Below are 25,438 nucleotides of genomic sequence, written 5' to 3'. Positions count from 1 at the left end.
ACGTCAATATCTGACGTTTCGTCAGTAAATGGCCATCGCAAGGAAAGAAAGCAGGGGCATCCCCATGCACGACTACGGCCTCCTCGTCGTCGGGTCGGCCAACGCCGATCTGGTCGTCGGTGTCGAACGACGGCCCGCGCCCGGCGAGACCGTGATGGGCTCCGACCTCGCCGTTCACCCGGGCGGCAAGGGCGCGAACCAGGCGGTCGCCGCCGCCCGCCTCGGAGCCCGTACGGCCCTGCTCGCCAAGGTCGGCGACGACGACCACGGGCGCCTGCTGCGCGCCTCACTGCGGGCGGCCGGTGTCGACACCGCCGCCGTCCTCGTGGGCGAAGCGCCCACCGGAGTCGCGCTGATCACCGTGGATGCCTCGGGCGACAACAGCATCGTCGTGTCCCCGGGCGCCAACTCACACCTGACCCCCGACGACATCCGCGCCGCCCGGGACCTGTTCGCCCGCGCGCCCGTCGTCTCGGTGCAGCTGGAGATCCCCCTGGAGACCGTCGCCGAAGTGGCGCGCGGCCTGGCGCCCGGCGCCCGGCTCGTGCTGAACCCCTCGCCGCCCGCGCCGCTGCCCGCCGGGGTGCTCACGGTCTGCGACCCGTTGATCGTCAACGAGCACGAGGCGCGGTTCCTGCTCGGCGAGGCGGCGGGGGACACCCCCGAGGACTGGGCGCGGGCACTGCTCGCGCTCGGGCCGCGGTCGGTGGTCGTCACACTGGGGGCGGCCGGAGCCCTCGTCGCCGACGGGCGGGACGACGGCTGCGTATGGGTGCCGAGCCCGCGGGTCGAGGCGGTCGACACCACCGGCGCCGGTGACGCCTTCACCGCGGCACTGGCCTGGCGCCTGGGCCTGGGGGAGCAGCTCGCCGGGGCCGCCGCGTTCGCGGTACGGGTCGGCGCGGCCGCCGTCACCCGGCGGGGCGCGCAGCAGTCCTACCCGACCGCCGACGAGGTCCCTGCGGGCTGACGGGGAGCCGGGGCGGACGAACCGCGTCAAGTCGCAAGTGGACAAGGGGAGTTGGGCACCTCAGCACGCAGGCGTTCCGGTGCCCGTCGCCGCGCTCGGTGCGCCGGCCAGTGCGGCCAGAGCCCGCGTCACGAACTCGGCCAGCAGGTCCCGTGCTTCGCCGGGCCCCAGCGCGTCCAGTGCCTCGATCGCCGAGCGGGCGTTGTCGTCCGCCAGCGCGAGTGCCTCATCGATCGCGCCCGAGTCACGCAGGATCGCGGTCAGCGCGGCCAGCGCCTGAGCCGGTTCCGCGTGACCCGTCAGGCACGCCTCGATGTCGCGCCGGGTGGGCCCGCAGGCGCCGCGATGGGCGAGGACGACCGGCAGGACGAGCCGCCCGTTCCTGATGTCACTCGTCGGGGGCTTGCCCATGCTGTCCGCGTCGCTGGTGTAGGCGAGCAGATCGTCATGGACCTGGAAGGCGGTGCCCAGATGGTTCGCGTAAGAGACCAGGGCAGCGAGGTCGTCGGGGGTACCCCCGCCCAGAATGCCGCCCACTTCGCAGGCCGCCCGGAACAGGGCCGCCGTCTTCAGCCGGACCATTTCGAGATAGGGGCCGACCTCGAACACCCGGCCCCCGGTGAGCTGAGACTCCAGGCTCTGGCCCCGGCACAGGTCCGTCCCGGCCCGTGCGATCGCGGCGACCGCCGTCACCACACGGTCGGCCGGCACCCCCCGGTCGCGGCACTCCGTCAGGCACTCGAAGAGCCGGAAGAACAGCAGGTCGCCCGCGACGATGGCCTCGTTGACGCCGTACTTGCGGTGCGCGGCGGGGCGGCCGCGGCGCACCGTGTCCGCGTCGATGATGTCGTCGTGGATCAGACTGCCGACGTGCCCGCACTCCGCGGCGACCGCCGCCGGCAGCACAGTCACCGGATCACCGCCGACCGCCTGCGCGCTCGCGAGCAGCAGACAGGGGCGGAACATCTTTCCGGTGGGCAGCAGCGCGTGCCGACAGGCCTCTTCGACCGGGGTCGTCCCGGCCGGCCAGCGCGCTTCGAGCTCGCGGACCACCATCTCGCGCAGCCGGAACGCCGCCGCGAGCGCCTTCGGCGTCCTGAGATCCGCTTCGGTTTCGGTCATGTGCCGCGTCCGTCCCGTCTGTTGAGCGAGCCCGTCAAGACTGCGGTACGGCATTGTCGCCGACAAGTGTGCGAAAGGGCGTGAATGGCTGCATTGTGCCCCTGTGCCGGGCTGCGTGGCGGGCTTGGCCGGAGCCCCGCCGCACGCGCCGAACAGGTCATCGGAGCAGCCCGGCGAGACCGGGGTGAGGGCCGCCCCCCGAGCGGGTGGCCGCCCTCGGTGGCCAGGGGCGATTCCGCTCTGTTGATCAAAGGTTGACCCGTTCATTGGAGAGTGGCGACACGAGGCGCCAGTATGGTCGGCCGCATGCCCCCCAACCGTCCGGTGCTGCCGGTCCTTCCCTATCGCAAGCCCAAACTCGGCCGCGACTACTGGGTGTTGGACGACGTACTGCCCAACGTGGATGACGTCAGGGCGCGTTGTCTGGCGAAGGACGACTGGGTGGAGGGCTACCCGCACAAGCCCGAGTCATGGCCGGGCCTGCGCACCATGCCGGGTCTCGCGCCCGCCGAACTGGCCCGGGTGGAACGCCTGGTCAAGCAGCACACCGGTGCCAAGGAGCTGTGGCAGGCCACCGCCCCCGGGGGCGCGACCCTCAACCACAACTGCATCCAGGTCGTCGGCGCCGGCGAGAGCGAGCCGCGCCCGCACACCGATTCGCGTGCGCTGTGCCGCTACGCCGCGGTGCTCTACCTCAACCCTCAGGCACCCAAGGACTGCGGGACCAGCTTCTTCCGGCAGAGCCTGCCCGGTGGCGTGCTGGGCGGCAACATGGTCACCGCGCCGCACAACAACCTCGTGGAGGCGCTCGGCACCCGTTTCGTGCCGCCGGACTCCTTCACCGAGGACGTGCGGGTCGCCCACCGCTACAACCGGCTGCTGCTCTACACCGCCAACACGATGCACAGCGCCACCGGTTACTGCGGCAGCACCATCGACGATAAGCGGATGACCGCGGTCTTCTTCTGGATGGCGTAGCCGGCACCGGCCGGCGTACGGCTTGAACCAGCCCCTCGGCCACCAGGGGTTCTGTTCGTTTGTTCGTTTGCCGTACCCCGCAGTGTCACAGTGACGACATGGGGGCTTTCGCGGACCTCGGTGTTCTTGATACACCCCTTTCGCCCCCCTGTTCCCTCACCCTTGCAGAGGCCCCTACTCATGGCTGAACTCAACCGGCGCCGGTTCATACAGCTCGCCGGCGGCACCGCCGCCTTCGCCGCGCTGTCGCAGAGCATCGCGCGCGCCGCCGCCATCCCGGCCGCGGGCAGCACCGGCACCATCCAGGACGTCGAGCACATCGTCGTCCTGATGCAGGAGAACCGGTCCTTCGACCACTACTTCGGTTCCCTGAAGGGCGTACGCGGCTACGGCGACCCGCGACCCGTCACCCTGCCCAGCGGCAAGTCCGTGTTCCACCAGAGCGGTGGCGGCAAGGAGGTGCTGCCGTTCCGGCCCAAGGCGGACAACCTGGGCCTGCAGTTCATCCAGGACCTCAACCACGACTGGACCGGCAGCCACGCGGCGTTCAACCACGGCAAGTACGACCAGTGGGTCCCCGCGAAGACGGCCACCACGATGGCCTACCTCACCCGCGAGGACATCCCGTTCCACTACGCGCTCGCCGACACGTTCACCATCTGCGACGCCTATCACTGTTCGTTCATCGGCTCCACCGACCCGAACCGCTACTACATGTGGACGGGCTACACGGGCAACGACAACACCGGCGGCGGCCCGGTCCTCGGCAACGACGAGAAGGGGTACGGCTGGACCACCTACCCCGAACGCCTGGAGCAGGCCGGGGTGTCCTGGAAGATCTACCAGGACATGGGCGACGGCCTCGATGCCACCGGCGGCTGGGGCTGGATCAACGACGCCTACCGGGGCAACTACGGCGACAACTCGCTGCTGTACTTCAACAACTACCGCAACGCCAAGCCCGGTGATCCGCTGTACGACAAGGCCCGTACCGGCACCAACGCCAAGAACGGCGACGGCTTCTTCGACATCCTCAAGGCCGACGTCAAGGCGGGCACCCTGCCCAAGGTCTCCTGGATCGCGGCCCCCGAGGCCTTCACCGAGCACCCCAACTGGCCCGCGAACTACGGTGCTTGGTACATCTCGCAGGTACTGGACGCGCTCACCTCCAACCCGGCGGTGTGGGCCAAGACGGCGCTGTTCATCACCTACGACGAGAACGACGGCTTCTTCGACCACGTCGTCCCGCCGTTCGTGCCCTCCAGCGCGGACCAGGGCCTGTCCACGGTCGAGACCGGACCCGACTACTTCCCGGGCAACGCGAGTTACGCGGCCGGACCGTACGGGCTCGGCCAGCGCGTGCCGATGCTCGTCATCTCGCCGTGGAGCACCGGCGGCTACACCTGCTCGGAGACCTTCGACCACACCTCGATCATCCGGTTCATGGAGCGCCGCTTCGGTGTGCACGAGCCGAACATCTCGCCCTGGCGGCGCGCCATCTGCGGCGACCTCACCTCGGCCTTCGACTTCAGTCGCACCAACTCCTCGGCCCCGGCGCTGCCTTCGACCACCGCGTACATTCCGCCGGACCACAACCGCCACCCCGACTTCGTGCCGACCCCGCCCGCGACCGGCACCCTGCCCAAGCAGGAGCGGGGCTCCCGGCGCACCCGGCCGCTGCGCTACGCGCCGTTCGTGGACGGCGCGGCGAACGTGAGCACCGGCAAGTTCACGCTCACCTTCGGTAGCGGCGCCTCGTCCGGCGCGCAGTTCCTGGTGACCTCGGCCAACCGCACCGACGGCCCGTGGACGTACACGACCGAGGCGGGCAAGACGCTCTCCGACACCTGGAACACGGCCTATTCGAGCGGGGTCACCAACCTCAGCGTGTTCGGGCCGAACGGCTTCCTGCGCACCTTCACGGGCCCCGGCAAGACCGCCGGCCCCGAGGTGACCGCCCGCCACAACGCGGCCACCGGGAACCTCGATCTGACCATGACCAACGCGGGCAAGACCGCCGTCCACCTCAAGGTCGCGAACGCGAGCGCCTACGGAGGCACGGCGCACACCTTCACCGTGGCCGCCGGCGCGACCGTCAGGCACACGGTGAACCTGCGCGCCAGCAAGAGGTGGTACGACGTGTCGGTGACCTCCGGCGCCGACACCACCTTCCTGCGCCGCTTCGCCGGACACGTCGAGACGGGCGCGACCGGCGTGAGCGACCCGGCGCTGATCACGGCCTGAGGGCAGCAGCCGAGGGCCCTGCCGGACGATGTCCGGCAGGGCCCTCGGATATGCGGCTCAGTTGCCCGTCACGCCTCGTCGGCTCCGCCGAAGCGCTCGCGGTAGGACTCCAGGTCCTCCTCCGTGATCTTCGCGAAGAGGACCGGCGGCACCGTGAAGGCCGTCCCGGCGGGAACCGCCTCCAGCGCCCTGGCCTGCTCCGGTGTCACCCAGGTCGACGTGTCGTCGGCCAGCGCGAACGCCGAGCGCATGGCCTTCGCCGAGGACGGGATGAACGGCTCGGAGACCACCGAGTACAGGTGGATCAGGTTCATCGCGGTGCGCAGCGTCAGCGCGGCGGCCTCCGGGTCGGTCTTGATCTCCAGCCAGGGGGCCTTCTCCTCCAGGTAGGAGTTGCCCGCCGACCACAGCGCCCGCAGCGAGGCGGCCGCCTTGCGGAACTGGAGCGCCTCCATGTGGCCCTCGTACTCGGCGAGCAGCCCGGCGATCTCCTCGCCCAGCTTCGCCTCCGCAGCGCCGGCCGCGGAGCCCGCCGGGACGTCGTCGCCGAAGCGCTTGCGCGAGAAGGACAGCACCCGGTTCACGAAGTTGCCGAGGGTGTCCGCGAGGTCCTTGTTGACCGTCGCGGTGAAGTGCTCCCAGGTGAACGACGTGTCGTCGGACTCGGGGGCGTTCGCCATCATGAAATAGCGCCAGTAGTCGGCGGGCAGGATCTCCAGCGCGTCGTGCGTGAAGACACCACGGCGCTGCGAGGTGGAGAACTTGCCGCCGTAGTAGTTGAGCCAGTTGAAGGCCTTGACGTAGTCGACCTTCTTCCACGGCTCGCGCACACCCAGCTCGGTGGCCGGGAACATCACGGTGTGGAACGGGACGTTGTCCTTGCCCATGAACTCGGTGTAGCGCACGTCGGCCGCGCCCTCGGGCTCGTACCACCACGACTTCCAGTCGCGGTTCGCCGGGTCCAGGTCCGACCACTCCTTCGTCGCGCCGATGTACTCGATCGGGGCGTCGAACCAGACGTAGAAGACCTTGCCCTCGGCCGCCAGCTCCGGCCACGTGTCGGCCGGGACCGGCACGCCCCACTCCAGGTCACGGGTGATGGCGCGGTCGTGCAGCCCCTCGGTGAGCCACTTGCGGGCGATGGACGACGCGAGCTGCGGCCACTCCCCGCCGACCCGGTCGATCCACTCCTCGACCTCGCTCTGGAGCTTGGACTGGAGCAGGAACAGGTGCCGGGTCTCGCGGACCTCCAGGTCGCTGCTGCCGCTGATGGCGGAGCGGGCGTCGAGCAGGTCGGTGGGGTCCAGGACGCGGGTGCAGTTCTCGCACTGGTCGCCGCGCGCCTTGTCGTAGCCGCAGTGCGGGCAGGTGCCGACGATGTAGCGGTCCGGCAGGAAGCGGTCGTCGGCGATCGAGAAGACCTGGCGGATGGCCCGCTCCTCGATGAACCCGTTCTCCTTCAGCTTCCGGGCGAAGTGCTGGGTGATCTCCACGTTCTGCTGCGAGGAGCTGCGGCCGAAGTAGTCGAAGGCGAGGTGGAAGCCGTCGTAGATCGCCTTCTGGGTGTCGTGCGCCTGCGCGCAGAACTCGGCGACGGAAAGACCGGCCTCCTTGGCGGCCAGCTCGGCGGGGGTGCCGTGCTCGTCGGTGGCACAGATGTAGAGGACGTCGTGCCCGCGCTGGCGCAGGTAGCGGGAGTACACGTCCGCGGGAAGCATCGACCCGACCATGTTGCCCAGGTGCTTGATTCCGTTGATGTACGGCAGCGCGCTGGTGATCAGGTGTCGAGACATCCTCGGATGCTCCTCTTTTTCGTGCGTACGGCACCGCGGCGAGGCCGCGGCGAACCCAGGTCGGGAGGCCCCGCAGGAGAGGATCACGCCTGGTGACGCCCCGCCCGGTGGACCGGGCCATGCTATCGAACCCCCCGAGCCGTTCTCGCCGGAGTTTGCGGGCCCCGGCGAGAGCGGCGCCGCCCGCATACCGGCGGTGGTCCGCCTACTGGGCGTGGCCCGCGAAATAGGTCGCGATCATGTCCTCGTCGCCGTGTCCGGACGCCTCGGCCCGGCTGAACCGCTCGGCCGACGCCGCCGTCAAGTCGAGTCGTACGCCCGCCTGTTGAGCCGCTTCGAGGATCAGGCGGGTGTCCTTGAGGGCGGTGGACACCGCGAAGCTGGGCGTCAGGTCGCCGGTGAGGACGGCGGCTGCCTTGGTGTGCAGATAGGCGGTGTCCAGCGGGCCGCCGGCGATCGCGTCCAGGAACAGGCGGGGGTCCACGTGCAGCCCCTCGGCGAGACCGAGGCACTCGGCCACGGCGCCGACCAGATTGATCACCCAGGTGTTGGCGACCAGCTTCAGCCGGGACGCCCCGCCCGGCTCGTGGCTCACCCAGACGGTCCGCTGCCCGATCGCGTCGAGGACCGGCGCGAGGCGTTCGCGCGCCTCGGGAGGACCGGAGACGAAGACGGTCAGCTTGCCGTCCTCGGCCGGCTGCCGGGTCCCCAGGACGGGACAGTCGTAGTAGACCACCCCCAACTCGGCCGCCCGCGCGGCCAGTTCGCGTGTGGCGTCCGGTCCCACGGTGGAGGTCTGGAGCCACAGCTGGCCGGGGCGCAGGCCGCGAGCGGCGGCGTCGAGGGTGGCCTCGACGGCCGGGCCGTCGTTGAGGGCGGTCAGCACGACGTCGGCGCCGCGCACCGCCTCGTCGGCGCCCGGGTGCACCACGGCTCCGTCGCCGGCCAGCGCCTGCGCCTTGGCCGGGGTCCGGTTCCAGACCCGCACGGGCAGTCCGGCCCGCAGCAGACTGCGGGCCATGCCGGAGCCCATGAGGCCGGTGCCGAGTACGGCGACGGTGGGGGCACTCGAAGCTGAGGACACGAGGAACTCCTTCACGGCTGGTGGTGCTCGGTCGCGTACGTCCGAGTCTCGTACGGATGGGGTGGTACGGGGGTGCAGTGCCGCGCCGGGAAAAGCGGCGGCGTGATGACCGGGGCGCTGCGACCGCGGCGCCGGGGCCGTGTCCGAGAGCGGTCCCGGACACGGGAAAACCCGCGGTGTGATGACCGGGGGCATTGCGACCGCGGCGCCGGGGCCGCGTCCGAGAGGGCTCCCGGACATGCGGCTGCCCACCGCCCCTGGGTGGGGCGATGGGCAGGGAAGCGGTGTGAGAGCGCCCTCACATCCCGCGCGGCACGTGCGAGGGGCGGCCCCGGCCGCGGGTCAGGCTGTAGCCGCCCACGCCCGCGAGCGCGGCCAGCAGGCCTCCCGCGGCGGTCCACACCCAGCGGTCCGTCCACCAGCCCGACGCCCAGCCGCCGTCCGGCTCGACCGCGGACTTCGCACCGAGCGGAGCGGCGAGCTTGCCGTCCACGGCGTGCGCGCCCCCGGTGTCCAGGACCGTCGGCACGACCTCCGTCTTGAACGGCAGACCCCGGTCGGTCTCGGGCAGCGAGACGGCCGTCAGCCGGATGTAGTAGCTGCCCGGCAGCGGGTCGTTCGACCACGTGTCGGCCCAGGCCACGGTCGGCCGCAGCGTGCAGGAGAGCTCGACGGCGGCCGCGTCCGGCGCCGCCGCGCGGGACTGCGTCCCGTACATGCAGGGCTGGCGGCGGCGCAGCCCGTCGTACACGTCGATGCGCCAGGTGGCGGAGCCGTGCCGGGTCGCCGCGTCCGGGAGCGTGACCTTGGCCGTGACCGTCGGGCGCTGCCCGGCGTCGGCGGGGAACATCCAGTACAGGTAGTCGCCGGTCGACCCGGACGCGGTCGCCTTCTGGCCCTGCCCGACGGCGACCGCGGTACGGAACGCCGTGCCCGCCTCGGTGGGCGCCGCACCGCTCTTCGAGGCGGAGGGACTGGGGGAGGGCGAATCGGCGAGCGCGGGACCCGCGCCCCCGAAAAGCGCCGCGCCCATCAGCGCGGCCGCGGTCAACATCCGTACGGTACGCATCAGTTGGCCCCCAGGGCGAGAGGTGGTCTTCGGCATCAGCGGGTCCGCCAGACCGCGATGCGCCAGCGCGAGACCCAGCCCCACACCAGACCGGCGACCAGGCCCGTCAGAGCGAGCGCGCCGAGCAGCCACCAGCCCCGGCCGAGGCCGAAGGAGGCGACGTCCGAGGCTCTGTCCGGTCCGTTCACCACGTCGATGGCGAGCTCGACCGGCAGACCCGGGTCCGTCTTGACGCCGGGCGGCGCGGAGAAGGAGTTGGAGACCTGGAGGCACACGGACTCCGGGGTCGACTTGTCGGCCGAGTCGTCGGCGGGGGCCTTCGGGTAGCGCAGACCCGTGGAGATGAGGTCCGTACGACCGTCGCCCGCCTCCGCGCCTCGCACGATCTCGCGGCCGTGCGCGGTCACCGCCCGCAGCAGGACGCCGTAGTCGGGGTTGGTCTGCCGGTCGACGCCGACGCTCACGGACGCGCGCAGCTCCTGGCCGGGCAGCACGTCCACCTTGTAGGCGCGGTGCTCGGCGAACTTCTCGCGGTCGGTGTACAGGCCGGGCTTGAGCTGCGGGGCGTCCTGGCAGCTCGCGGTGCCGCTGGTGGCGACGGGCACGGCGACGGGATCGGCCGCCCGGTCCACCAACTGCTTCACTTTGCCGGAGAGTTGGTCGGTGTGCTGCACCGACGTGTAGGTGCCGCCGGTGGCCTCCGCGATGCAGGTGAGCTGCTCGCGGGTCTTGGCGTCCGGGATCAGGCCGAGCGTGTCGATGGTGAGGTGGAGACCCTGGGCGGCGATGTCGCGGGCCACCTCGCACGGGTCGAGGGGCTGGCAGGTGTCCTCTCCGTCGGTGATGAGCACGATCCGGCGGGTGGCGTCCCCGCCCTTGAGGTCCTGGGCCGCGCCCTGCAAGGCCGGGCCGATGGGCGTCCAGCCGGTGGGTGCGAGGGTGGCGACGGCGGTCTTCGCCTCGGTACGGTCCAGCGGGCCGACCGGGTAGAGCGCGCGGGTGTCCTTGCAGCCCACCTTGCGGTCCTCGCCCGGGTAGTTGGCCCCCAGGGTCCGTATGCCGAGCTGGACCTCCGGCGGGACCGCGTCGAGGACCTCGTTGAACGCCTGCTTGGCGGCGGCCATCCGGGACTTGCCGTCGATGTCGGCGGTCCGCATCGAGCCGGAGACGTCGAGGACGAGGTCGACCTTGGGCGCCGGCTTCTCGGCGGACTGCCCGTCGGGCCGGGCGGCCGCGTAAGCCGGGGCCGTGTCCACGGCCGGGAGGATGCCGGTGGCGAAGGTGGCGACCAGCGCGCACACTCCGGCCGCCAGCCGTTTTCTGGTGATCATCGCCGGATCTTATGGAAGATCGGATCCGGCCCCCAAATCCACTGGCACGGCAGGCGCTTGGGCGCGGCCTAAGGGGTCTTCTGGGCGCCTTTCGCCAGCGCGAGTTCACGTCCCGTCAGGGGAGGGTCCATCAGTTGCGGCCGTCTGGGCCCGGCCAGCGTCGCGAGCAGCACCCTGGGCCGCACCAGCCTGGTGACGGGAGTCGAAAGCGTCATGACGTCCGTCAGCGCGGTGGCGACGGTGTAGCTGCTGGTCGACGTGCGCATGAGCCGGTCGACGCAACGGCCGAGGACCCGTTCGGTCAGGCGGGGGCGCCTGGCGGTGGCGCCAGGATAGAAGATGTCCTGGCCCGCGAGCATCCATGCCGTGCCCACCGGGCGGGCCACGGCAAGCTGGACCCGCCGTGCGAGCCCCTGGGCGGTGACACCATGCTCGGCCAGCGTCTCGCGCAGCGCGAGCGCACCCTGCGCCGCCACCGACATGCCATGGCCGTACACCGGGTTGTACACCGCGACCGAGTCGCCGAGTGCGACGTACCCCTCCGGCCACTGTTTGACCTTCTCGAAGAAGTGCCGCCGACTGGCGTTGTTGGCGAACGTGGCCACCTCGCCGAGGGGTTCGGCGTCGGCGATGAGGTCGCCCACGACCGGGTGCCGGGCTTGGAGGGCGAACGGCCCGAACGCGTCCGGGGCGCTGGTGGGCCGGACACCGCGGGTGCCCGAGAGCGTGACCAGCCACTGGCCGGCCTCGATGGGCAGCACCACGGCGGTCCTGCCGGGCTCCATCATGCGCGGGTTCGCCTGCACGTTGACCACCGGGAACGGCTGGTCCCCGGCGGGCGAACGGAAGACCCGGCTCGCATAGACCACGCCGGGGTCGACGACCTCTTCCCGCGCGGCGGGCACCCCCAGGACGTCGAGCCATTGCCGGGTGTGCGTGCCGCGGCCGCTCGCGTCCACCGTCAAGTCGGCCTGCAGCACCCGTTCCGTGCCGTCCGCCGTCCGCACTCGGGCGCCCGTGACCCGGCTCGCGTCGCCTTCGAGTGAGAGCACCCGGGTGGAGTCGAGAAGCGTGACGCTGGGAAGGGCGAGGACCAGGTCGCGGACCGTGGCGTCCAGGAGATCCCGGCCGCAGGAGATCAGATAGTGGGAGTCGCGCCAACGCCGGTACCAGCCCTGGGGAGAGAGCGCGACCATGCCGGACGTGAGCGGGATACGGTGGGCGCCGGCGGCGAGCCAGCCCCTCGTCACGCCGGGCAGCAACTGTTCCATCGCCTCCGCCCCGCCGGACCACAGTACGTGGGCGTGCCGAGCCTGCGGAAGGTTCCTGCGCGGCTCGGGGCCCGCGGGAAGGGCGTCCTGCTCGATCACGGTGATCTCGCCGACCGAGCCACTGAGCGCGGCGGCGGCCAGCATGCCGGCGAGCCCGCCGCCGATGACCACCGCTCTGCCTCTGTGGGACGGTTCCGACGGCGTTTCGTCCGATGCGCTCATGAGTACGTGTTCTCCGACCGTGCCGCGTTGCGGCGGACTGCTTCGACAATGGCTGAACGGCGGTACGCCTGGGAGACACCTATCAGATCGCGAGCGCGCTCGATGGAGGGGGCGGCGTCCTGGCCGGTGGACTCCAAGGCCCTGCCCTCGGGATCCCTGGCCCTGGCGGTGAGGGCGGCGGCGATCATGGCAGCGTCCGCGACCGCTTCGGCCTGCTTCGGATCGGCTCCCGAGCGGCTGGCGGCACCCCTGGCCTTGGAGTGCAGCGACCGGTCGAAGTACGGGGCGAGCGTGAGGAATCCGTCGAGGATGCCGGACTCGCGCTGCGTCAGCCGCAGCTCAACCGGTGACCACCAGGCCATTTTGATCGCGGCACCCGGTGAGGCCGGCGCGCCGTGCAGGGCGCGCCACAATGGCCCGAGCTTGCGATATGCCGACCAAGACCGCCAGGTGTCCGAGAAGCGGGGCCCGACCAACGGGATGATGAACCCCGAGCCGATGAGCACAGCGGACATCGACGCCACGGGCGGGGCCGCACCGGTGCTGAGGAAGTCCAGGTCCCGCCCGCACCAACGCGCCGCGACCGCCGTGTACTTGACCGCATCGAAGACGAGGTTGAGCAGGTAGCCGATGACGATGAGGACGAGACCGGCGCGCAGCCAGCCGTGCACCTTCACCGACCACCCCCAGCACAGCCAGGTGGTGACCAGCGCCGCGACGGTGTGCGCCACCAGATACAGAACGATCATCTCGCGCATGTACGGCGTGTTGGCGTAGTACGTGTCCAGGTCGCGGAGCCGCTCAACCGGGGCGTGGGCGAGCGCGAACAGAGTGAACAGGGCGACGATCACCACCGAGTAGGCGGTGATGCACCGCAACGTCGCCCGGCGCGCGGCCTCTGGGGGCCCGCCCCGCCAGTTGATGATGAGCACCAGGCAGGAGGCGCTGAAGGCGGTGAGGATCGAATACACCAGCGGAGCCGAGAAGTTCGGTACCCCGGTGATTTTGTTGACCGCCGCGATGGTGGTGGGTGCGGCGAAGAAGAACACCGAGCTGGCCACGGCCAGCAGGGCGTTGACCGTCCGCAGCAGCGGGTCGCGCCAAGTCTGCCGCATCCCCGGGAACCGGCAAGCGAAGGCCGTGACCAGCAGGATGGCCGGCAGATAGAACTCAGGGTCCTTCACGCATCAGCCTTGTGGCCAGCGATAGCCCAGTGAGGCCTCGATGCGGCCGGCGAGCAGGTCGCGGTCGGGCCCCCGAGCGCCGGAGGCTTCCAGCCAGGGCCGGCACTTGCTGCCCAGGAGCAGGCCGAAGCTTTCCGCCTCCATTTCCTCGGCCAGGTGGGAACGGGTGCGGGCGGCCACCTTGCGTACGGCGGCGCCGAGGTCGCCCTCCTCGGACAGCAGCCGGGCCGCGACAGTGCCGCCGTCGACGTGGTGGCTGCCGTGCCCCGCGTTCATGTGCCACAACTCGTGGCCCAGGATGACCAGTTGGTGGTCGGGTGCGGTGCGCTCCTCCAGGACCACCAGGTCCCGGTCCGCCATGTCGAGCCAGAGCCCGCTGGCGGTGCCGGGCGGGAACGCGGCGGTGCGGAACTCGACGGGGCGGCCCCGGCGCCGGCTCATGCCCTCGCACAGGGCGGCGTACAGAGCGGTCGGCTCCGCCGGGGCGGGGACCGTGATGCCCGCGATCAGCTCGCCGCACAGCCGGCGCATGTCCTTGCCTATGCCCACCGTTCTCCCCGCCAGCCGTTCATGGAGCAGCACTTCGTCGAGCAGCCCGTCATTGTGCAGCCTGCCGAGCCGCACGCGATTGATCCAGTCAACATTGAGCCGGAGTTCGTTGAACCCGGCATCATTCTCAGGCCGAAAACGAACGGGCGACGACGGCCGGACCTGCTTGAAGACGCGGCGGAGCGCCGCCGCGCCGAGGTGAGAGGCATGTCAGGACTCCGACCGCTTGACGCTCTCCAGGAGCATGTCGAGCCACTCGGTGACCTTGTCGCGGTGCTTGTCGGTGGGGAGTTGGGCGGCGCGCCAGGCGATGCCCCGTACCCCGTGGTCCTGGAGCAGCCGCTCCAGCGCGTCGCCGCCGGGCGTGCCGGTGAGCGTCACCTCGCGCTCGCGGCCCGCGAGTTGCTGGAGGAGCTCCTGCTCGGTGCGCAGCAGCGCGCCGCCGAGCGCGTCGGTGTCGTCCGCGGTCAGGAAGCCGGCGTGGACGCCGAAGAACCGCTGGATCGCGTCGCAGTGCTCCATCGTCGGGCGCCGGTCGCCGTTGATCAGCGCGCCCGCCTGCTGGCGCGACATGCCCGCGCCGTCGGCGATCTCCTGCTGGGTGTGCGGGCGCCCGTTGGGCTTGCGCCGCGTGCTGCGCAGCAGGCTGAAGCGCTGCAAGAAGCGGGCCTGGAGGTCGGGTTCACCGGCCGGCCGCCCTTCGAGCAGCGCGCCCACCACCTCGGCGGGAACGCCCGAAGCCTCGGAGAGCCGGTGGATGTCGAAGACCTCCGCATGACTCATTCCGAGCTTTCCGGCGAGCTCGGCCACACGGGCGACGACGGCCGCGAGGGGGCCCGTGGCCGCCGGTCCCGGAACCAGGAAGCCGTCCGTCACCAGTAGTTCTCCTAGATCATGCGTGGTCGGTGGGCACAACAGTGGATGCTCCGGAGGCTAGCGGGTCCCGGCAACAACAACCAGAACTTGCCACAGTTGTGGCGCAATTGAAGCTTAGGGGGGCTGGAATGCCACAATGCTTGACATCATCGGGGTAGCGGTATCAGGATCGCAACGCGGGGTGAAGATCGCCCTCCGAGCCCCGAGGGCGGGCCCGAAGGCCGGCCGCCGCACTCGCGGGCCAGCAAGAGGAGTCGCGTACTCGATGGCGGAAGAATCGGTGGCGAAGGATTCGGTGACGAAGGTTCCGGCAGTGCACGCCCTGGTGGTGGGGCGCCCGTTCGCGCTGGTCCCGGAGCCCGCCGAACAGCAGACGGCCGCGGGGGAGCGAGCCGCCGACAACACGACGACCGCGAGAACCGGCGCCCCCGGACTCCCGGACGATCCCGAACTCAGGGCTTATCTCCACGACTACTTCGCGATGACGGACGCCCTGCCCTTCCCTTCCGTGGTCCTCGACCAGGGGTGGGGCGTGACCCACGCCAACGCCTCCTACGACGCGCTCTTCGGCGGTGTCGGACCGCACCCCACCGCCATGCCGGGCCACAACTTCCTGCGCTTCGTGCTCTTCCACCCGGACGCGGCCGACGTGCTCGCCGAGCACGAGACCGCCTGGTGCCTGCCGATGCTGGCCCAGTTCGCCGAGGCGTACGCCGGGAACGAGAGCGCTCCCGGGCTGAGCGACATCCGCAGCGAGATCGCCGGTGACCCGATCATGGACGCCGCGTTCCGCCTCGGCCTTCCGTACTGGGTCAGGGCGGTCGGCGACGCCGCCGTGCACCACGACGGCGCGCTGCGGCACGTGCGCCACCCGGACCCCGAACGCGGCCGCACCAGCTGCCGACTGGTCGTCGAATCCCCGCGTACGCTACGCCGGTTGGGGATGCGACGGCTGACCCTGGTACTGCGCGACACCGAGCCCGCCGCCCGGCGCGCCCGCGCCCACCTCAGCGTGGTCCCCCCACGCTGAGCGCTCCGCGGGAGAGCGGGGTTCGCCCGCCGCGGGCCCGGCTCTTCCCACGAGCCGGTTCAGGACGGGGCCGGCGCGCGGGGAGAATGGGCGGGTGATGATCCGCTACCACGTACTCGGACCGACGCGTGCCCGGCACCCGGACGGCAGCCAAGTGCCGCTCGGCGGAGCCCGGCTGAGAGCGCTGCTGGCCGCGCTGGCGGCGGGCGCGGGGCGCGCGGTGCCGCAGTCCGTGCTGGTCGCGCAGGTGTGGGGCGAGGGGAACGCGCTGCCCGCCGACGAGATCGCGGCGGTTCAGGCGCTGGTGGGACGGCTGCGACGGGCACTGGGGCGGGACGCGGTGGAGTCCGTGCCGGGCGGGTACCGGCTCGCCGCGCGGGCCGAGGAGATCGACCTCTTCCACTTCGAGCGGCTCGCACAGGAGGGCGTGGCGGCGCTGGCCGCCGGGGACCCGCTGAGGGCCTCGGGGCTGCTGCACGACGCCCTCGCGTTGTGGCAGGGGCCCGTACTTGCCGACCTCCCCGCCCGGGACGGCGATCCGGCCGTGGTGCGGGCCGAGCGGCACCGTGCCGACGCACGCCGCCACCGGCTCGCGGCGCAGGTGGAGCTGGGGCACGCAGAGAGCGCTCTGGGCGAGCTGTCCGCGCTGGCCGCGACCGCCCCGCTCGACGAGCCCCTCCAGGCGCTCCACATCCGCGCCTTGCGGGCAGCGGGCCGCCCGGCAGAGGCCCTGGCCGCCTACGAATCCGTACGGAGCGCGCTCGCGGACCGCCTGGGTACCGGCCCGGGGCCGCAGCTGCTGGCCCTCCACACGGAATTGCTGAACCCCGAGCGGCATGCCGACAGCGCTCTCGCGGGCCGGACCCGCACGGACCCCTCTCGCACAGTCTCCCCTGCCAATGCCGGGCTCCCCGGACGAGGAAGCGCGGCCGAGCCGCGCACGCCGCCCCGGCGGCCCGCCGGGAACCTCCGGTCGCGGCTCACCTCCTTCGTCGGGCGGGAGTCCGAGGTGCGGGCGCTGCACAGCGATCTGACCCGGGCGCGCCTGGTCACGCTCACCGGGCCGGGCGGCGCCGGTAAGACGCGGCTGGCGGTGGAGGCGGCCGACGGCCTGGCCGGGCAGTGGGACGACGGGGTGTGGCTGGCCGAGCTCGCACCCGTACGGGACGCGGAGAGCCTGCCCGAGGCCGTACTCACCGCGCTGGGTGCCCGGGAGACGCGGCTCGGCGGCCCCACCGAGACGGCGCCCCGCGATCCGGTCACCCAGTTGCTGGCCCACTGCGCCCGCCTCCGCGTGCTGATCGTGCTCGACAACTGCGAGCAAGTCATCGGCGCTGCGGCCGAGTTGGTGCAGGAACTGCTGACCGGCTGCCCGGGTGTCACCGTCCTCGCGACCAGCCGCGAACCGCTCGGCGTGCCGGGGGAGCGGGTGAGGGCGGTCGGCCCGTTGCCGCACGAGAGCGCTCTGAGGCTGTTCGGGCAGCGCGGCGCCGCGGCCCGGACGGACTTCAGGACCGATGACGATCCGGACGCTGTCGCCGAGATCTGCCGGCGCCTGGACGGGCTGCCCCTCGCCCTCGAACTCGCCGCCGCCCGGCTGCGCATGCTCACCCCGCGCCAGATCGCGGACCGGCTCGACGACCGGTTCCGGCTGCTCAACACCGGCCCCCGCACCAGCAGGACCCTGCAACCGAGACAGCAGACGCTCCGTGCGGTGGTCGACTGGTCCTGGGAACTGCTCGACACTCCGGAGCGGGCCGTCCTGCGGCGGCTGGCCGTCTTCGCGGGAGGCTTCGCCCTGGCCCAGGCGGAGACCGTCTGCGCGGATCCCGTCCCGGAAGGCGAGAGCGCGCTCGCCCCGTCGCCCGGCGGTGTGCGATCCGCGGTCGCCGAAACCGACGTCCTGGACCTGCTCGGCTCCCTTGTCGACAAGTCGCTCGTCATCGCGGCGCCCGGAGGCGACGACGCCATGCGGTACCGGTTGCTGGAGACCGTGGCGGAGTACGCCTTCGAGCGGCTGGAGGAGGCGGGGGAGCGGGCGGCGGCCGAGCTGCGGCATCTCGCCGCGTACCGCGAACTCGTCCGCACCGGGGAGCCCGTGCTGCGCGGCCCGCGTCAGCACGAGGTCATGGAGCGCTTCGAGGTCGAGCACGACAACGTAAGAGCCGCTCTGCGCACGGCAGTTGACCGACGGTGTGAGCAGGACGCGCTGTGCCTCACCCTCGCCATGGCCTGGTTCTGGCAGCTGCGTGGCCACCATGCGGAGGCGCGCGGCTGGTCCCGGGCCGTCGCCGCGCTCGGTCCCGACCCCTTCGCCGAACCCGTACGGCCCGCCGTCCCGCTCGCCGACCGCTGCACGGACCGTCCGCCGCCGTGGTCCGAAGAACAGCTCTGGGAGGCACGGCGCGGTGTGGAGCTCATGGTGTTCGCGGCCGGCGGTGACGCCGCCGCGTTCAACAGCCCCGAGACCGTGGCGTATCTGCGCCGGGTGGTCTCCGCGTACGGCACGGGTCTTGCGCAGAACACTCGGCAACCCGGCTCCGTCTGGTACTTCGCCCGCCTGCTGACCGGCGGATTCAGCGGATTCGACCAGGCCGTCGACGCGATGGTCGCCGACGCCCGGACGCACGGCGACCCCTGGGACCTCGCCTTCACCCTCCTGCTCCGTGCGAAGCTCCTCGGCGGCCGCGACGCCGACGAGGCACTCGCGCTCTTCGAGCGGCTCGGCGACCCGTGGGCCATCGCGGAAGCCCTCTCCGGGCAAGGCGAGTCGTACGAGCGGGAAGGCCGGTACGAGGAGGCCGCCGCCGTCTTCGAGCGGGCCCTGGAAAGCATCACCGGCACGGGCCCGCACGTCCAAGTGCCGGAGTTCACCGCGCGGTTGGCCGCCGTCAGACTGGAGACGGCCCGCACTCCGGCCGAGCGCGACGCGGCGGAACGGTTGCTCAGGGAAGCCGACGCGCAGTCGCGGCGCTTTCCGGGGAACGGCATCTCCGCCGTCCGCCTGCTCCTTGCCCAGCACTGTGGCCGTACCGGCCGCCCCGACGCGGCCCGCGAGCAACTCCGGTCGATCGAAGGGGAGTTCAGCCGCTCGACGCCCGATCTCTTCCGTGGGCTCATCGCGGGCATGCACGGCTGGCTGGACTGTCTGGACGGAAAGTACGCCGACGCGCAGGACCGCATCCAGGACGCGGTACGTCAGCTGGAAGCCCAGGCCCATCTGGTCGCCCCGAACCTGATCATCAGTCAGTTCCTCGCCGCCGCATGGGCGAAGGCCGGACTCGGCGCCGCACGGGACGGTGCCCGGCTGCTCGGCGCGTACGACCGGAACTCCACCGGTCGCGTGAGCTTCGGTTTCCGCCCGCTGCCCGCCGAGTCCGAGACCCGGCGGGACGCGGAGGAGGCCGTGCGCGCGGTCCTCGACACGGCGTCCTACGAACGCGCCCACGCGGAAGGCGCGGAACTCGACGTGCGCGAGGCCGCGGCCCTGGTGTGACCGCGGCTGCGGCGTGAGCCGCCCGTCCCTTCGCCCTGTGCGGCCGTCGTCCATCCCCCGACCTCAGCCACCCGTCCCTCAGTCTGAGCCGCCGGTTCTTCGCCCTGTGCCGCCGTCGTCCATCCCCCGACCTCAGCCACCTGTCCCTCAGTCTGAGCCGCCGGTTCTTCGCCCTGTGCCGCCGTACGTCGGCGTGAACCGCCTATCCCGCGACCTGAGCCGCCCGTCCCTCAGGCTGAGCCTCCCGTCCGGCGGCGTGAGCCCCCCCGTCCCTCGCCCGGAGCCCCTCGTCTCTCGGCCGAGCCACCCGGCCCCTCGGCCCGGACCGGCGGTGACTGGGCTGCTCCATCCGGCTGTTCCTCGTTCTCGCGGGCGAGCGCCTCACGTTCCGGCCATCACCGTCACAGCGGGCACCCGCGGACGGCCGACGTCCGGGCCGTACGGGCGATCCGCGGGGGTCGCCGATGTGACGCGAGGGGCGCGCGTGAAGCTCGACTGTTGGCCCGCTTAAGAAATCCTCGATGGACTCGGCGGCCCGGTCTCGGCAGATTGGTGATCAGCCAGATCCGTCAGGTCCCGATCCGGCAGCCACTCCATAACCGTCCGGTCGCGATCCGTGACCGTTCGCCCCTCTCCGTACGCCGGGAGCCGCGCCCATGAAGGCCCTTGTCAAGCAGCACGCCGAACCCGGACTGTGGCTCATGGACGTGCCCGAGCCGGAGACGGGGCCCGGCGACGTGCTGATCAAGGTCCTTCGCACCGGCATCTGCGGTACCGACCTGCACATCCGCTCCTGGGACGGCTGGGCGCAGGGCGCCGTCAAGACGCCGCTGATCCTGGGCCACGAGTTCGTCGGCGAGGTCGCCGCGATCGGCGCGGACGTCCAGGACATCGCGGTGGGCGACCTGGTCAGCGGCGAGGGTCACCTCGTGTGCGGGAAGTGCCGCAACTGTCTGGCCGGACGCCGCCACCTGTGCCGCTCCACCATCGGCCTGGGCGTCGGCCGTAACGGCGCGTTCGCCGAGTACGTGGCGCTGCCCGCCTCCAACGTGTGGGTGCACCGCACCCAGGTCGACCTGGACGTCGCCGCGATCTTCGACCCGTTCGGCAACGCCGTGCACACCGCGCTGTCCTTCCCGCTCGTCGGCGAGGACGTGCTGATCACCGGCGCGGGCCCGATCGGCATCATGGCCGCCGCCGTTGCCAAGCACGCCGGTGCCCGCAGCGTCGTGATCACCGACGTCAGCGAGTCCCGCCTGGAGATCGCCCGCAAGGCCGGAGCCACCCTCGCGCTCAACGTCGCCGAGCACACCATCGCCGACGCCCAGAAGCAGCTCGGCCTCAAGGAGGGCTTCGACATCGGCCTGGAGATGTCGGGCCGCCCCGAGGCCATGCGCGACATGGTCGCCAACATGACGCACGGCGGCCGCATCGCGATGCTCGGCCTGCCGTCGCAGGAGTTCGCCGTCGACTGGGCGAAGATCGTCACCTCGATGATCACCGTCAAGGGGATCTACGGCCGCGAGATGTTCGAGACGTGGTACGCGATGACCGTCCTCCTGGAGGGCGGCCTCGACCTCAGCCCCGTGATCACCGGCTCGTACGGCTACCAGGACTTCGACGCGGCCTTCGACGAGGCCGCCACCGCCCGCAGCGGCAAGATCATCCTCGACTGGACCGTCTGAGTCCCCGCCGGACCCACCGGACACCCCTAGGAGCCCCGAGCATGTACGCGAACGTCCGCGACGACCTCCAGAAGACCCTTGACGAGATCAAGGAAGCCGGTCTCTTCAAGCCCGAGCGCGTGATCTCCACCCCGCAGAGCGCCTCCGTCTCCGTGCCGTCGGGCGACGTACTGAACTTCTGCGCCAACAACTACCTCGGCCTCGCCGACCACCCCGAAGTCGTCGCCGCCGCCAAGGACGCCCTGGACCGCTGGGGCTACGGCATGGCCTCGGTCCGCTTCATCTGCGGCACCCAGGACGTCCACAAGGAGCTGGAGGCCCGCCTGTCGGCGTTCCTCGGCCAGGAGGACACGATCCTCTACTCGTCCTGCTTCGACGCCAACGGCGGCGTCTTCGAGACCCTGCTCGACGCCGAGGACGCGGTGATCTCCGACGCCCTCAACCACGCCTCGATCATCGACGGCATCCGGCTGTCCAAGGCCGCCCGGTTCCGCTACGCCAACCGCGACATGGCCGACCTGGAGGCCAAGCTCAAGGAGGCGTCCGGCGCCCGCCGCCGCCTGATCGTCACCGACGGCGTGTTCTCCATGGACGGCTACATCGCGCCGCTCCAGGAGATCTGCGACCTCGCCGACCGGTACGACGCCATGGTCATGGTCGACGACTCGCACGCCGTCGGCTTCACCGGCCCCGGCGGCGCCGGCACACCGGCCCTGCACGGGGTGAGCGACCGCGTCGACATCATCACCGGCACCCTCGGCAAGGCGCTGGGCGGCGCCTCCGGCGGCTATGTGGCGGCCCGCGCCGAGATCGTCGCCCTGCTGCGCCAGCGCTCCCGCCCGTACCTGTTCTCGAACTCGCTCGCCCCCGTCATCGCGGCTGCCTCCCTCAAGGTCCTCGACCTGCTCGAATCGGCCGGTGACCTGCGCGAGAAGCTCGCCGCGAACACCGCTCTCTTCCGTACGAAGATGACCGAGGCGGGCTTCGAGATCCTGCCCGGCGAGCACCCCATCGCCCCCGTCATGATCGGCGACGCCGCCGAGGCGGGCCGCATGGCCGAGCTGCTCCTGGAGCGCGGGGTGTACGTGATCGGCTTCTCCTACCCGGTGGTCCCGATGGGCGCGGCCCGCATCCGCGTCCAGCTCTCGGCCGCGCACTCCACCGGAGACATCGAGAAGACCGTCGCCGCGTTCGTCGACGCGCGGGCGGTGATGAAGGGCTGACGCCCGAGTGCCGGTGCGGCGCGGGGACCAGGCCCGCGCGTCGATGAAGGGCTGACGAGCGGGACAATGGCTGGGTGATCGACCCCCGCCGGCTCCGCATCCTGCGTGCCGCGGCGGACCACCGTACGGTGACCGCCGCGGCAGCAGCGCTGTATCTGACTCCCTCGGCCGTCTCCCAGCAGCTCGCCGCGCTGGAGCAGGAGACCGGGCACACCCTGCTGACCCGCAGCGGCAAGGGGGTGCGGCTGACGGCCGCGGGCGAGATCCTCCTGGAGCACGCCAACGCGGTCCTGGCCCAGCTGGAGCGGGCGGAGGCGGAGCTGGCCGACTATGCGGGCGGCGTGGCCGGTGAGGTCACCGTGGCGGCCTTCGCGACGGGCATCGCGGAGGTGCTCGCACCCGCCATCACGCGGCTGCGCGAGACGCACCCCGCGATCCGGGTCAGGGTGCGCGACGCCGAGGGCGACGAGGCACTTCCCCTGGTCCTGGACGGCGAGGCGGATCTGGCCCTCGCCGTGGAATACCGGGGCGCGCCCCGCGAGGACGACAGCAGGCTCTCCCGCGTCCCGCTGTACGCCGAGCCCTTCGACGCCGTGCTGCACGCCACCCACCCGCTGGCCCAGTCGCCGGACGTGCCGCTCTCGGCACTCGCCGAGGACGACTGGATCGGGCCCTACCCGGGCAACCCTTGCCACGACGTCATGCTGCTCGCCTGCGAACTCGCCGGATTCCAGCCCAAGTTGGTGCACTCCTCGGACGACTTCCGGGCGGTGGTCGCGCTGGCCGGGGCGGGCGCGGGCGTGGCGCTCGTGCCGCGTTCGGCACTGCGCGGCATGGAGCAGAAGGACACGGTGGTACGCCCGGTGGCGGGCCCGGCGGCAACCCGCCGGGTGTTCGCCGCGGTACGCCGAGGGGCCGAACGCCACCCCCTGTTCCGCCCGGTCCTGGAAGCCCTGGCAGAGGCGGCGCGCGACCTGCCGGTGGACTGAGCGCCGTGCCCGCCGGGTGGAGCCTGGTGGCGCTCAGGCCCAGGCCGGAGCCGTCCCGGTCAGCTGGCAGACCACCAGGTACAGGGGGATCGGCGGGGTGTAGGGCGTCGAGCCCTCGGGGAAGTTGATCAGGCGGGGTCGGTCCGCGTCGGGGACCAGGGCGCCGGGCGCGTACCGCACCGGTCGCGGCCAGGGAAGCTCATGGTCCGAGCCCGCAGGAACGATCCACCACCACCAGTCCGCGGAAGCGAAGACGCAGCCGGACCGGGGCAGCCGGGACAGCAGCCGGAAACCGTGCAGGGCCGGTACGCCCACCGCGTCCCGGCCCAATGTCGCGGGAAGCACCGGCGGCAGCAGAGTGCCGCCGGTGACCGCGGCGGAGCCGCCGGGCCCGAGCTCGCCGTGCGCACCCCCACTGCGCACGGGGCCACCGGGCCCGGCGGTTCCGGACCCCTCGGGTCGCGGGCCCTGCCGCCCGGACCGGGGTCCCCAGGGAAGTCTTTCTCTCAGCACGGACGGCCCGCCTGGCGCGGGCCGCAGTGCGCGAGCTCGGCCCAGACGATCCGGCCGGGCCCGTACGGGGCGTCGTGCGTGCCCCACGAGCTGCTCACCGCGTCCACGAGCAGCAGCCCGCGTCCGCGTTCCTCCTCATCGGCGGAGTGGCACAGCCTCGGCCCCGCCGTCCCGCACCCCAGATCCCGGACCGCTATGCGCAACAGGCTCTGGTGGTCGGTGAGTTCGCACAGTATGTAGTCGCCGGCGGTGTGCACGACGGCGTTGGTGACGAGCTCGGAGATCACCAGTTCGGCGGTCTCGTGGAGCTCCTCGTGGTGTCCCCAGCCGGTCAGCAGGTCCCTGCTGCGCCGCCGGGCGACGGCGACGGATTCGGTACGGGCCGCCAGGTCGAAGGTGTGCCGCCGGACAGAGATCCCGGAGCATGCGCCAGTCAGCTGGGGGATGAGCGCGTTACCAGGAGCCACGACCGTAATCCTCACGATGGGGGAGGCGGAGCCGAGCGCCGCCTCCCCCAAGGCAGCGGATGACGACCGCGTGTGAACTGGTTCACCTTCACCGACCTACCTTGTACCCGCGACGGACACTTGGCAAGGGGCACTGTGAAAATTGCAGAGTGCCGTTCTCCTATCTGCAACGACGTGGCACACTGCTCGCAACAGCACATGGGGAGGTCTGCAGTGAGTGAACCCCGGTCCGCCCCGACCGTGGGCCAGGTCGTGCTGGGCAGGCGCCTCCAGGACCTGCGCGAGCGGGCCGGACTCAGGCGCGAGGAGGCGGCCAAGGTGCTGCGGGTGGCCCCGGCCACCATCCGGCGCATGGAGATGGCCGAGGTTTCCCTCAAGATCCCCTACGTGGTGCTGCTGCTGAAGGCGTACGGCATCGGCGACGACGAGGCGGAAGGTTTCGTCGCCCTGGCCGAAGAGGCCAACAAACCGGGCTGGTGGCAGCGGTTCCACGACATCCTGCCGGACTGGTTCAGCATGTACGTCAGCCTGGAGGGCGCCGCCTCGCTGATCAGGTCCTACGAGCCGCACTTCGTGCCCGGCCTGCTCCAGACCGAGGAGTACGCCCGCGGCGTGATGCGCAGCGGGGCGCTCGGCGCCACCAGCGAGGCCGACACCGACCGGCACGTTGCGCTGCGCATGGAGCGCCAGTCGCTGCTCACCCGCGACGACGCGCCGCGCCTGTGGGTCGTCATGGACGAGACGGTGCTGCGCCGCCCGGTCGGCTCGCCGCAGGTGATGCGGGACCAGATCGACCGCCTCCTGGAGGCGTCCGCGCTGCCCAACGTCACCGTGCAGCTGGCTGAGTTCGCCTCCGGGCACCATCCGGGCACGTACGGCCCGTTCGTCCTCTTCCGCTTCGCCGTGCCCGAACTGCCGGACATGGTCTACAGCGAGTACCTGACCGGCGCGGTCTACCTGGACGCGCGCCCCGAGGTGGCCACCCATCTGGAGGTCATGGACCGCATGGCGGCTCAGGCCGCGACTGCACAACGCACGAAGGAGATCCTCAGGGATCTCCGCGAGGAGCTGTGAATGGATCACATATACGACGGCGGGCCGGCGGACGGGCGCATCTACAACGGCATGCCCGCCGCCGAACTCGGCGCCGAGGGCTGGCACAAACCGTGGAGCGGCGGGAACGGCGGCAACTGCTTCGAAGCCATGAAGCTGGCCGACGGCCGGGTCGCGGTGCGCCAGTCCGCCGATCCGGAAGGCCCCGCGCTGATCTACACCCCCGGTGAGATCGCCGCCTTCATCCAGGGCGCGAAGTCGGGCCAGGCCGACTTCCTGCTCAGGTGAT

Annotated in this window: 21 protein-coding genes; 10 read left to right on the top strand and 11 right to left on the bottom strand. The window is 71.6% G+C overall.

Annotation, left to right across the window (positions count from 1 at the left end):
• Positions 1 to 64: 64 nt before the first annotated feature.
• Positions 65 to 970, top strand: a complete 906-nt coding sequence (locus tag OG522_RS06325; protein WP_329461946.1) for a ribokinase — start codon at positions 65 to 67, stop codon at positions 968 to 970.
• Positions 971 to 1,030: 60 nt separating this feature from the next.
• Here the strand turns inward: OG522_RS06325 and OG522_RS06320 are convergent, their stop codons facing one another.
• A complete protein-coding gene (locus tag OG522_RS06320) occupies positions 1,031 to 2,092 on the bottom strand; it encodes a polyprenyl synthetase family protein (RefSeq protein ID WP_329461945.1) in 1,062 nt (353 codons plus the stop codon).
• 306 nt (positions 2,093 to 2,398) lie between these two features.
• On the opposite strand from OG522_RS06320, the gene OG522_RS06315 reads away from it, so the two are divergent.
• Entirely contained in the window at positions 2,399 to 3,070 is a 672-nt protein-coding gene (locus tag OG522_RS06315) for a DUF6445 family protein (RefSeq protein WP_329461944.1), read from the top strand.
• Between the two features lie 180 nt (positions 3,071 to 3,250).
• Positions 3,251 to 5,314: a phosphocholine-specific phospholipase C gene (locus tag OG522_RS06310; RefSeq protein WP_329461943.1), complete on the top strand. Its 2,064-nt coding sequence runs from the start codon at positions 3,251 to 3,253 to the stop codon at positions 5,312 to 5,314.
• 68 nt (positions 5,315 to 5,382) lie between these two features.
• On the opposite strand, the gene metG is transcribed toward OG522_RS06310, so the two are convergent.
• The 8 genes from metG to OG522_RS06270 all read right to left on the bottom strand — a co-directional run bounded on the left by metG (position 5,383) and on the right by OG522_RS06270 (position 14,693).
• Positions 5,383 to 7,107 (bottom strand): methionine--tRNA ligase, encoded by a 1,725-nt coding sequence (gene metG, locus OG522_RS06305; RefSeq protein WP_329461942.1) that lies wholly within the window; start codon positions 7,105 to 7,107, stop codon positions 5,383 to 5,385.
• A gap of 205 nt (positions 7,108 to 7,312) precedes the next feature.
• Positions 7,313 to 8,191: an NAD(P)-dependent oxidoreductase gene (locus OG522_RS06300; protein ID WP_329461941.1), complete on the bottom strand. Its 879-nt coding sequence runs from the start codon at positions 8,189 to 8,191 to the stop codon at positions 7,313 to 7,315.
• Positions 8,192 to 8,489: 298 nt separating this feature from the next.
• Positions 8,490 to 9,260: a hypothetical protein gene (locus tag OG522_RS06295; protein WP_329461940.1), complete on the bottom strand. Its 771-nt coding sequence runs from the start codon at positions 9,258 to 9,260 to the stop codon at positions 8,490 to 8,492.
• Between the two features lie 35 nt (positions 9,261 to 9,295).
• Positions 9,296 to 10,591: a VWA domain-containing protein gene (locus OG522_RS06290; RefSeq protein WP_329461939.1), complete on the bottom strand. Its 1,296-nt coding sequence runs from the start codon at positions 10,589 to 10,591 to the stop codon at positions 9,296 to 9,298.
• Between the two features lie 68 nt (positions 10,592 to 10,659).
• Positions 10,660 to 12,084 carry an FAD-dependent oxidoreductase gene (locus OG522_RS06285; RefSeq protein ID WP_329461938.1) on the bottom strand — a complete coding sequence of 475 codons (1,425 nt, stop codon included), beginning with the start codon at positions 12,082 to 12,084 and terminating at the stop codon, positions 10,660 to 10,662.
• Positions 12,081 to 13,268, bottom strand: coding sequence for an MAB_1171c family putative transporter (locus OG522_RS06280; RefSeq protein ID WP_329461937.1), 1,188 nt, complete (start codon positions 13,266 to 13,268; stop codon positions 12,081 to 12,083). Before OG522_RS06280 ends, OG522_RS06285 begins: the two co-directional genes overlap by 4 nt.
• Before the next feature lie 3 nt (positions 13,269 to 13,271).
• Positions 13,272 to 13,799 carry a toxin-antitoxin system, toxin component gene (locus OG522_RS06275; RefSeq protein WP_329467505.1) on the bottom strand — a complete coding sequence of 176 codons (528 nt, stop codon included), beginning with the start codon at positions 13,797 to 13,799 and terminating at the stop codon, positions 13,272 to 13,274.
• A gap of 228 nt (positions 13,800 to 14,027) precedes the next feature.
• On the bottom strand, positions 14,028 to 14,693 hold the full coding sequence (locus tag OG522_RS06270) for a helix-turn-helix domain-containing protein (RefSeq protein WP_329461936.1): 666 nt from the start codon (positions 14,691 to 14,693) through the stop codon (positions 14,028 to 14,030).
• A gap of 265 nt (positions 14,694 to 14,958) precedes the next feature.
• Between OG522_RS06270 and OG522_RS06265 the strand changes: the two genes are divergently transcribed.
• From OG522_RS06265 to OG522_RS06245, 5 genes are all read left to right on the top strand, one after another.
• On the top strand, positions 14,959 to 15,723 hold the full coding sequence (locus OG522_RS06265; protein WP_329461935.1) for an MmyB family transcriptional regulator: 765 nt from the start codon (positions 14,959 to 14,961) through the stop codon (positions 15,721 to 15,723).
• Between the two features lie 97 nt (positions 15,724 to 15,820).
• Positions 15,821 to 19,219, top strand: coding sequence for an AfsR/SARP family transcriptional regulator (locus OG522_RS06260; protein ID WP_329461934.1), 3,399 nt, complete (start codon positions 15,821 to 15,823; stop codon positions 19,217 to 19,219).
• Between the two features lie 656 nt (positions 19,220 to 19,875).
• Positions 19,876 to 20,904: an L-threonine 3-dehydrogenase gene (tdh, locus tag OG522_RS06255; protein WP_329461933.1), complete on the top strand. Its 1,029-nt coding sequence runs from the start codon at positions 19,876 to 19,878 to the stop codon at positions 20,902 to 20,904.
• A 41-nt stretch (positions 20,905 to 20,945) separates the two neighbouring features.
• On the top strand, positions 20,946 to 22,127 hold the full coding sequence (locus OG522_RS06250; RefSeq protein ID WP_329461932.1) for a glycine C-acetyltransferase: 1,182 nt from the start codon (positions 20,946 to 20,948) through the stop codon (positions 22,125 to 22,127).
• A gap of 74 nt (positions 22,128 to 22,201) precedes the next feature.
• Positions 22,202 to 23,116 carry a LysR family transcriptional regulator gene (locus OG522_RS06245; protein WP_329461931.1) on the top strand — a complete coding sequence of 305 codons (915 nt, stop codon included), beginning with the start codon at positions 22,202 to 22,204 and terminating at the stop codon, positions 23,114 to 23,116.
• Between the two features lie 33 nt (positions 23,117 to 23,149).
• Here the strand turns inward: OG522_RS06245 and OG522_RS06240 are convergent, their stop codons facing one another.
• Together OG522_RS06240 and OG522_RS06235 are read right to left on the bottom strand one after the other, a co-directional pair.
• On the bottom strand, positions 23,150 to 23,539 hold the full coding sequence (locus OG522_RS06240; protein WP_382799136.1) for a hypothetical protein: 390 nt from the start codon (positions 23,537 to 23,539) through the stop codon (positions 23,150 to 23,152).
• 83 nt (positions 23,540 to 23,622) lie between these two features.
• Positions 23,623 to 24,096, bottom strand: a complete 474-nt coding sequence (locus tag OG522_RS06235) for an ATP-binding protein (protein ID WP_329461930.1) — start codon at positions 24,094 to 24,096, stop codon at positions 23,623 to 23,625.
• Between the two features lie 213 nt (positions 24,097 to 24,309).
• Here OG522_RS06235 and OG522_RS06230 point away from each other — a divergent pair, with 213 nt between their 5' ends.
• Positions 24,310 to 25,170 (top strand): helix-turn-helix domain-containing protein, encoded by an 861-nt coding sequence (locus OG522_RS06230; RefSeq protein ID WP_329461929.1) that lies wholly within the window; start codon positions 24,310 to 24,312, stop codon positions 25,168 to 25,170.
• Positions 25,171 to 25,437 carry a DUF397 domain-containing protein gene (locus OG522_RS06225; RefSeq protein WP_329461928.1) on the top strand — a complete coding sequence of 89 codons (267 nt, stop codon included), beginning with the start codon at positions 25,171 to 25,173 and terminating at the stop codon, positions 25,435 to 25,437.
• The last annotated feature ends 1 nt before the right edge of the window (position 25,438 follow it).

This window comes from Streptomyces sp. NBC_01431 (assembly GCF_036231355.1).
In the GTDB taxonomy this organism is placed as follows: Bacteria; Actinomycetota; Actinomycetes; order Streptomycetales; family Streptomycetaceae; genus Streptomyces.
The sequence above is the reverse complement of the archived record's forward strand: the minus strand, read 5'-3'. Positions and strand labels throughout refer to the sequence as shown.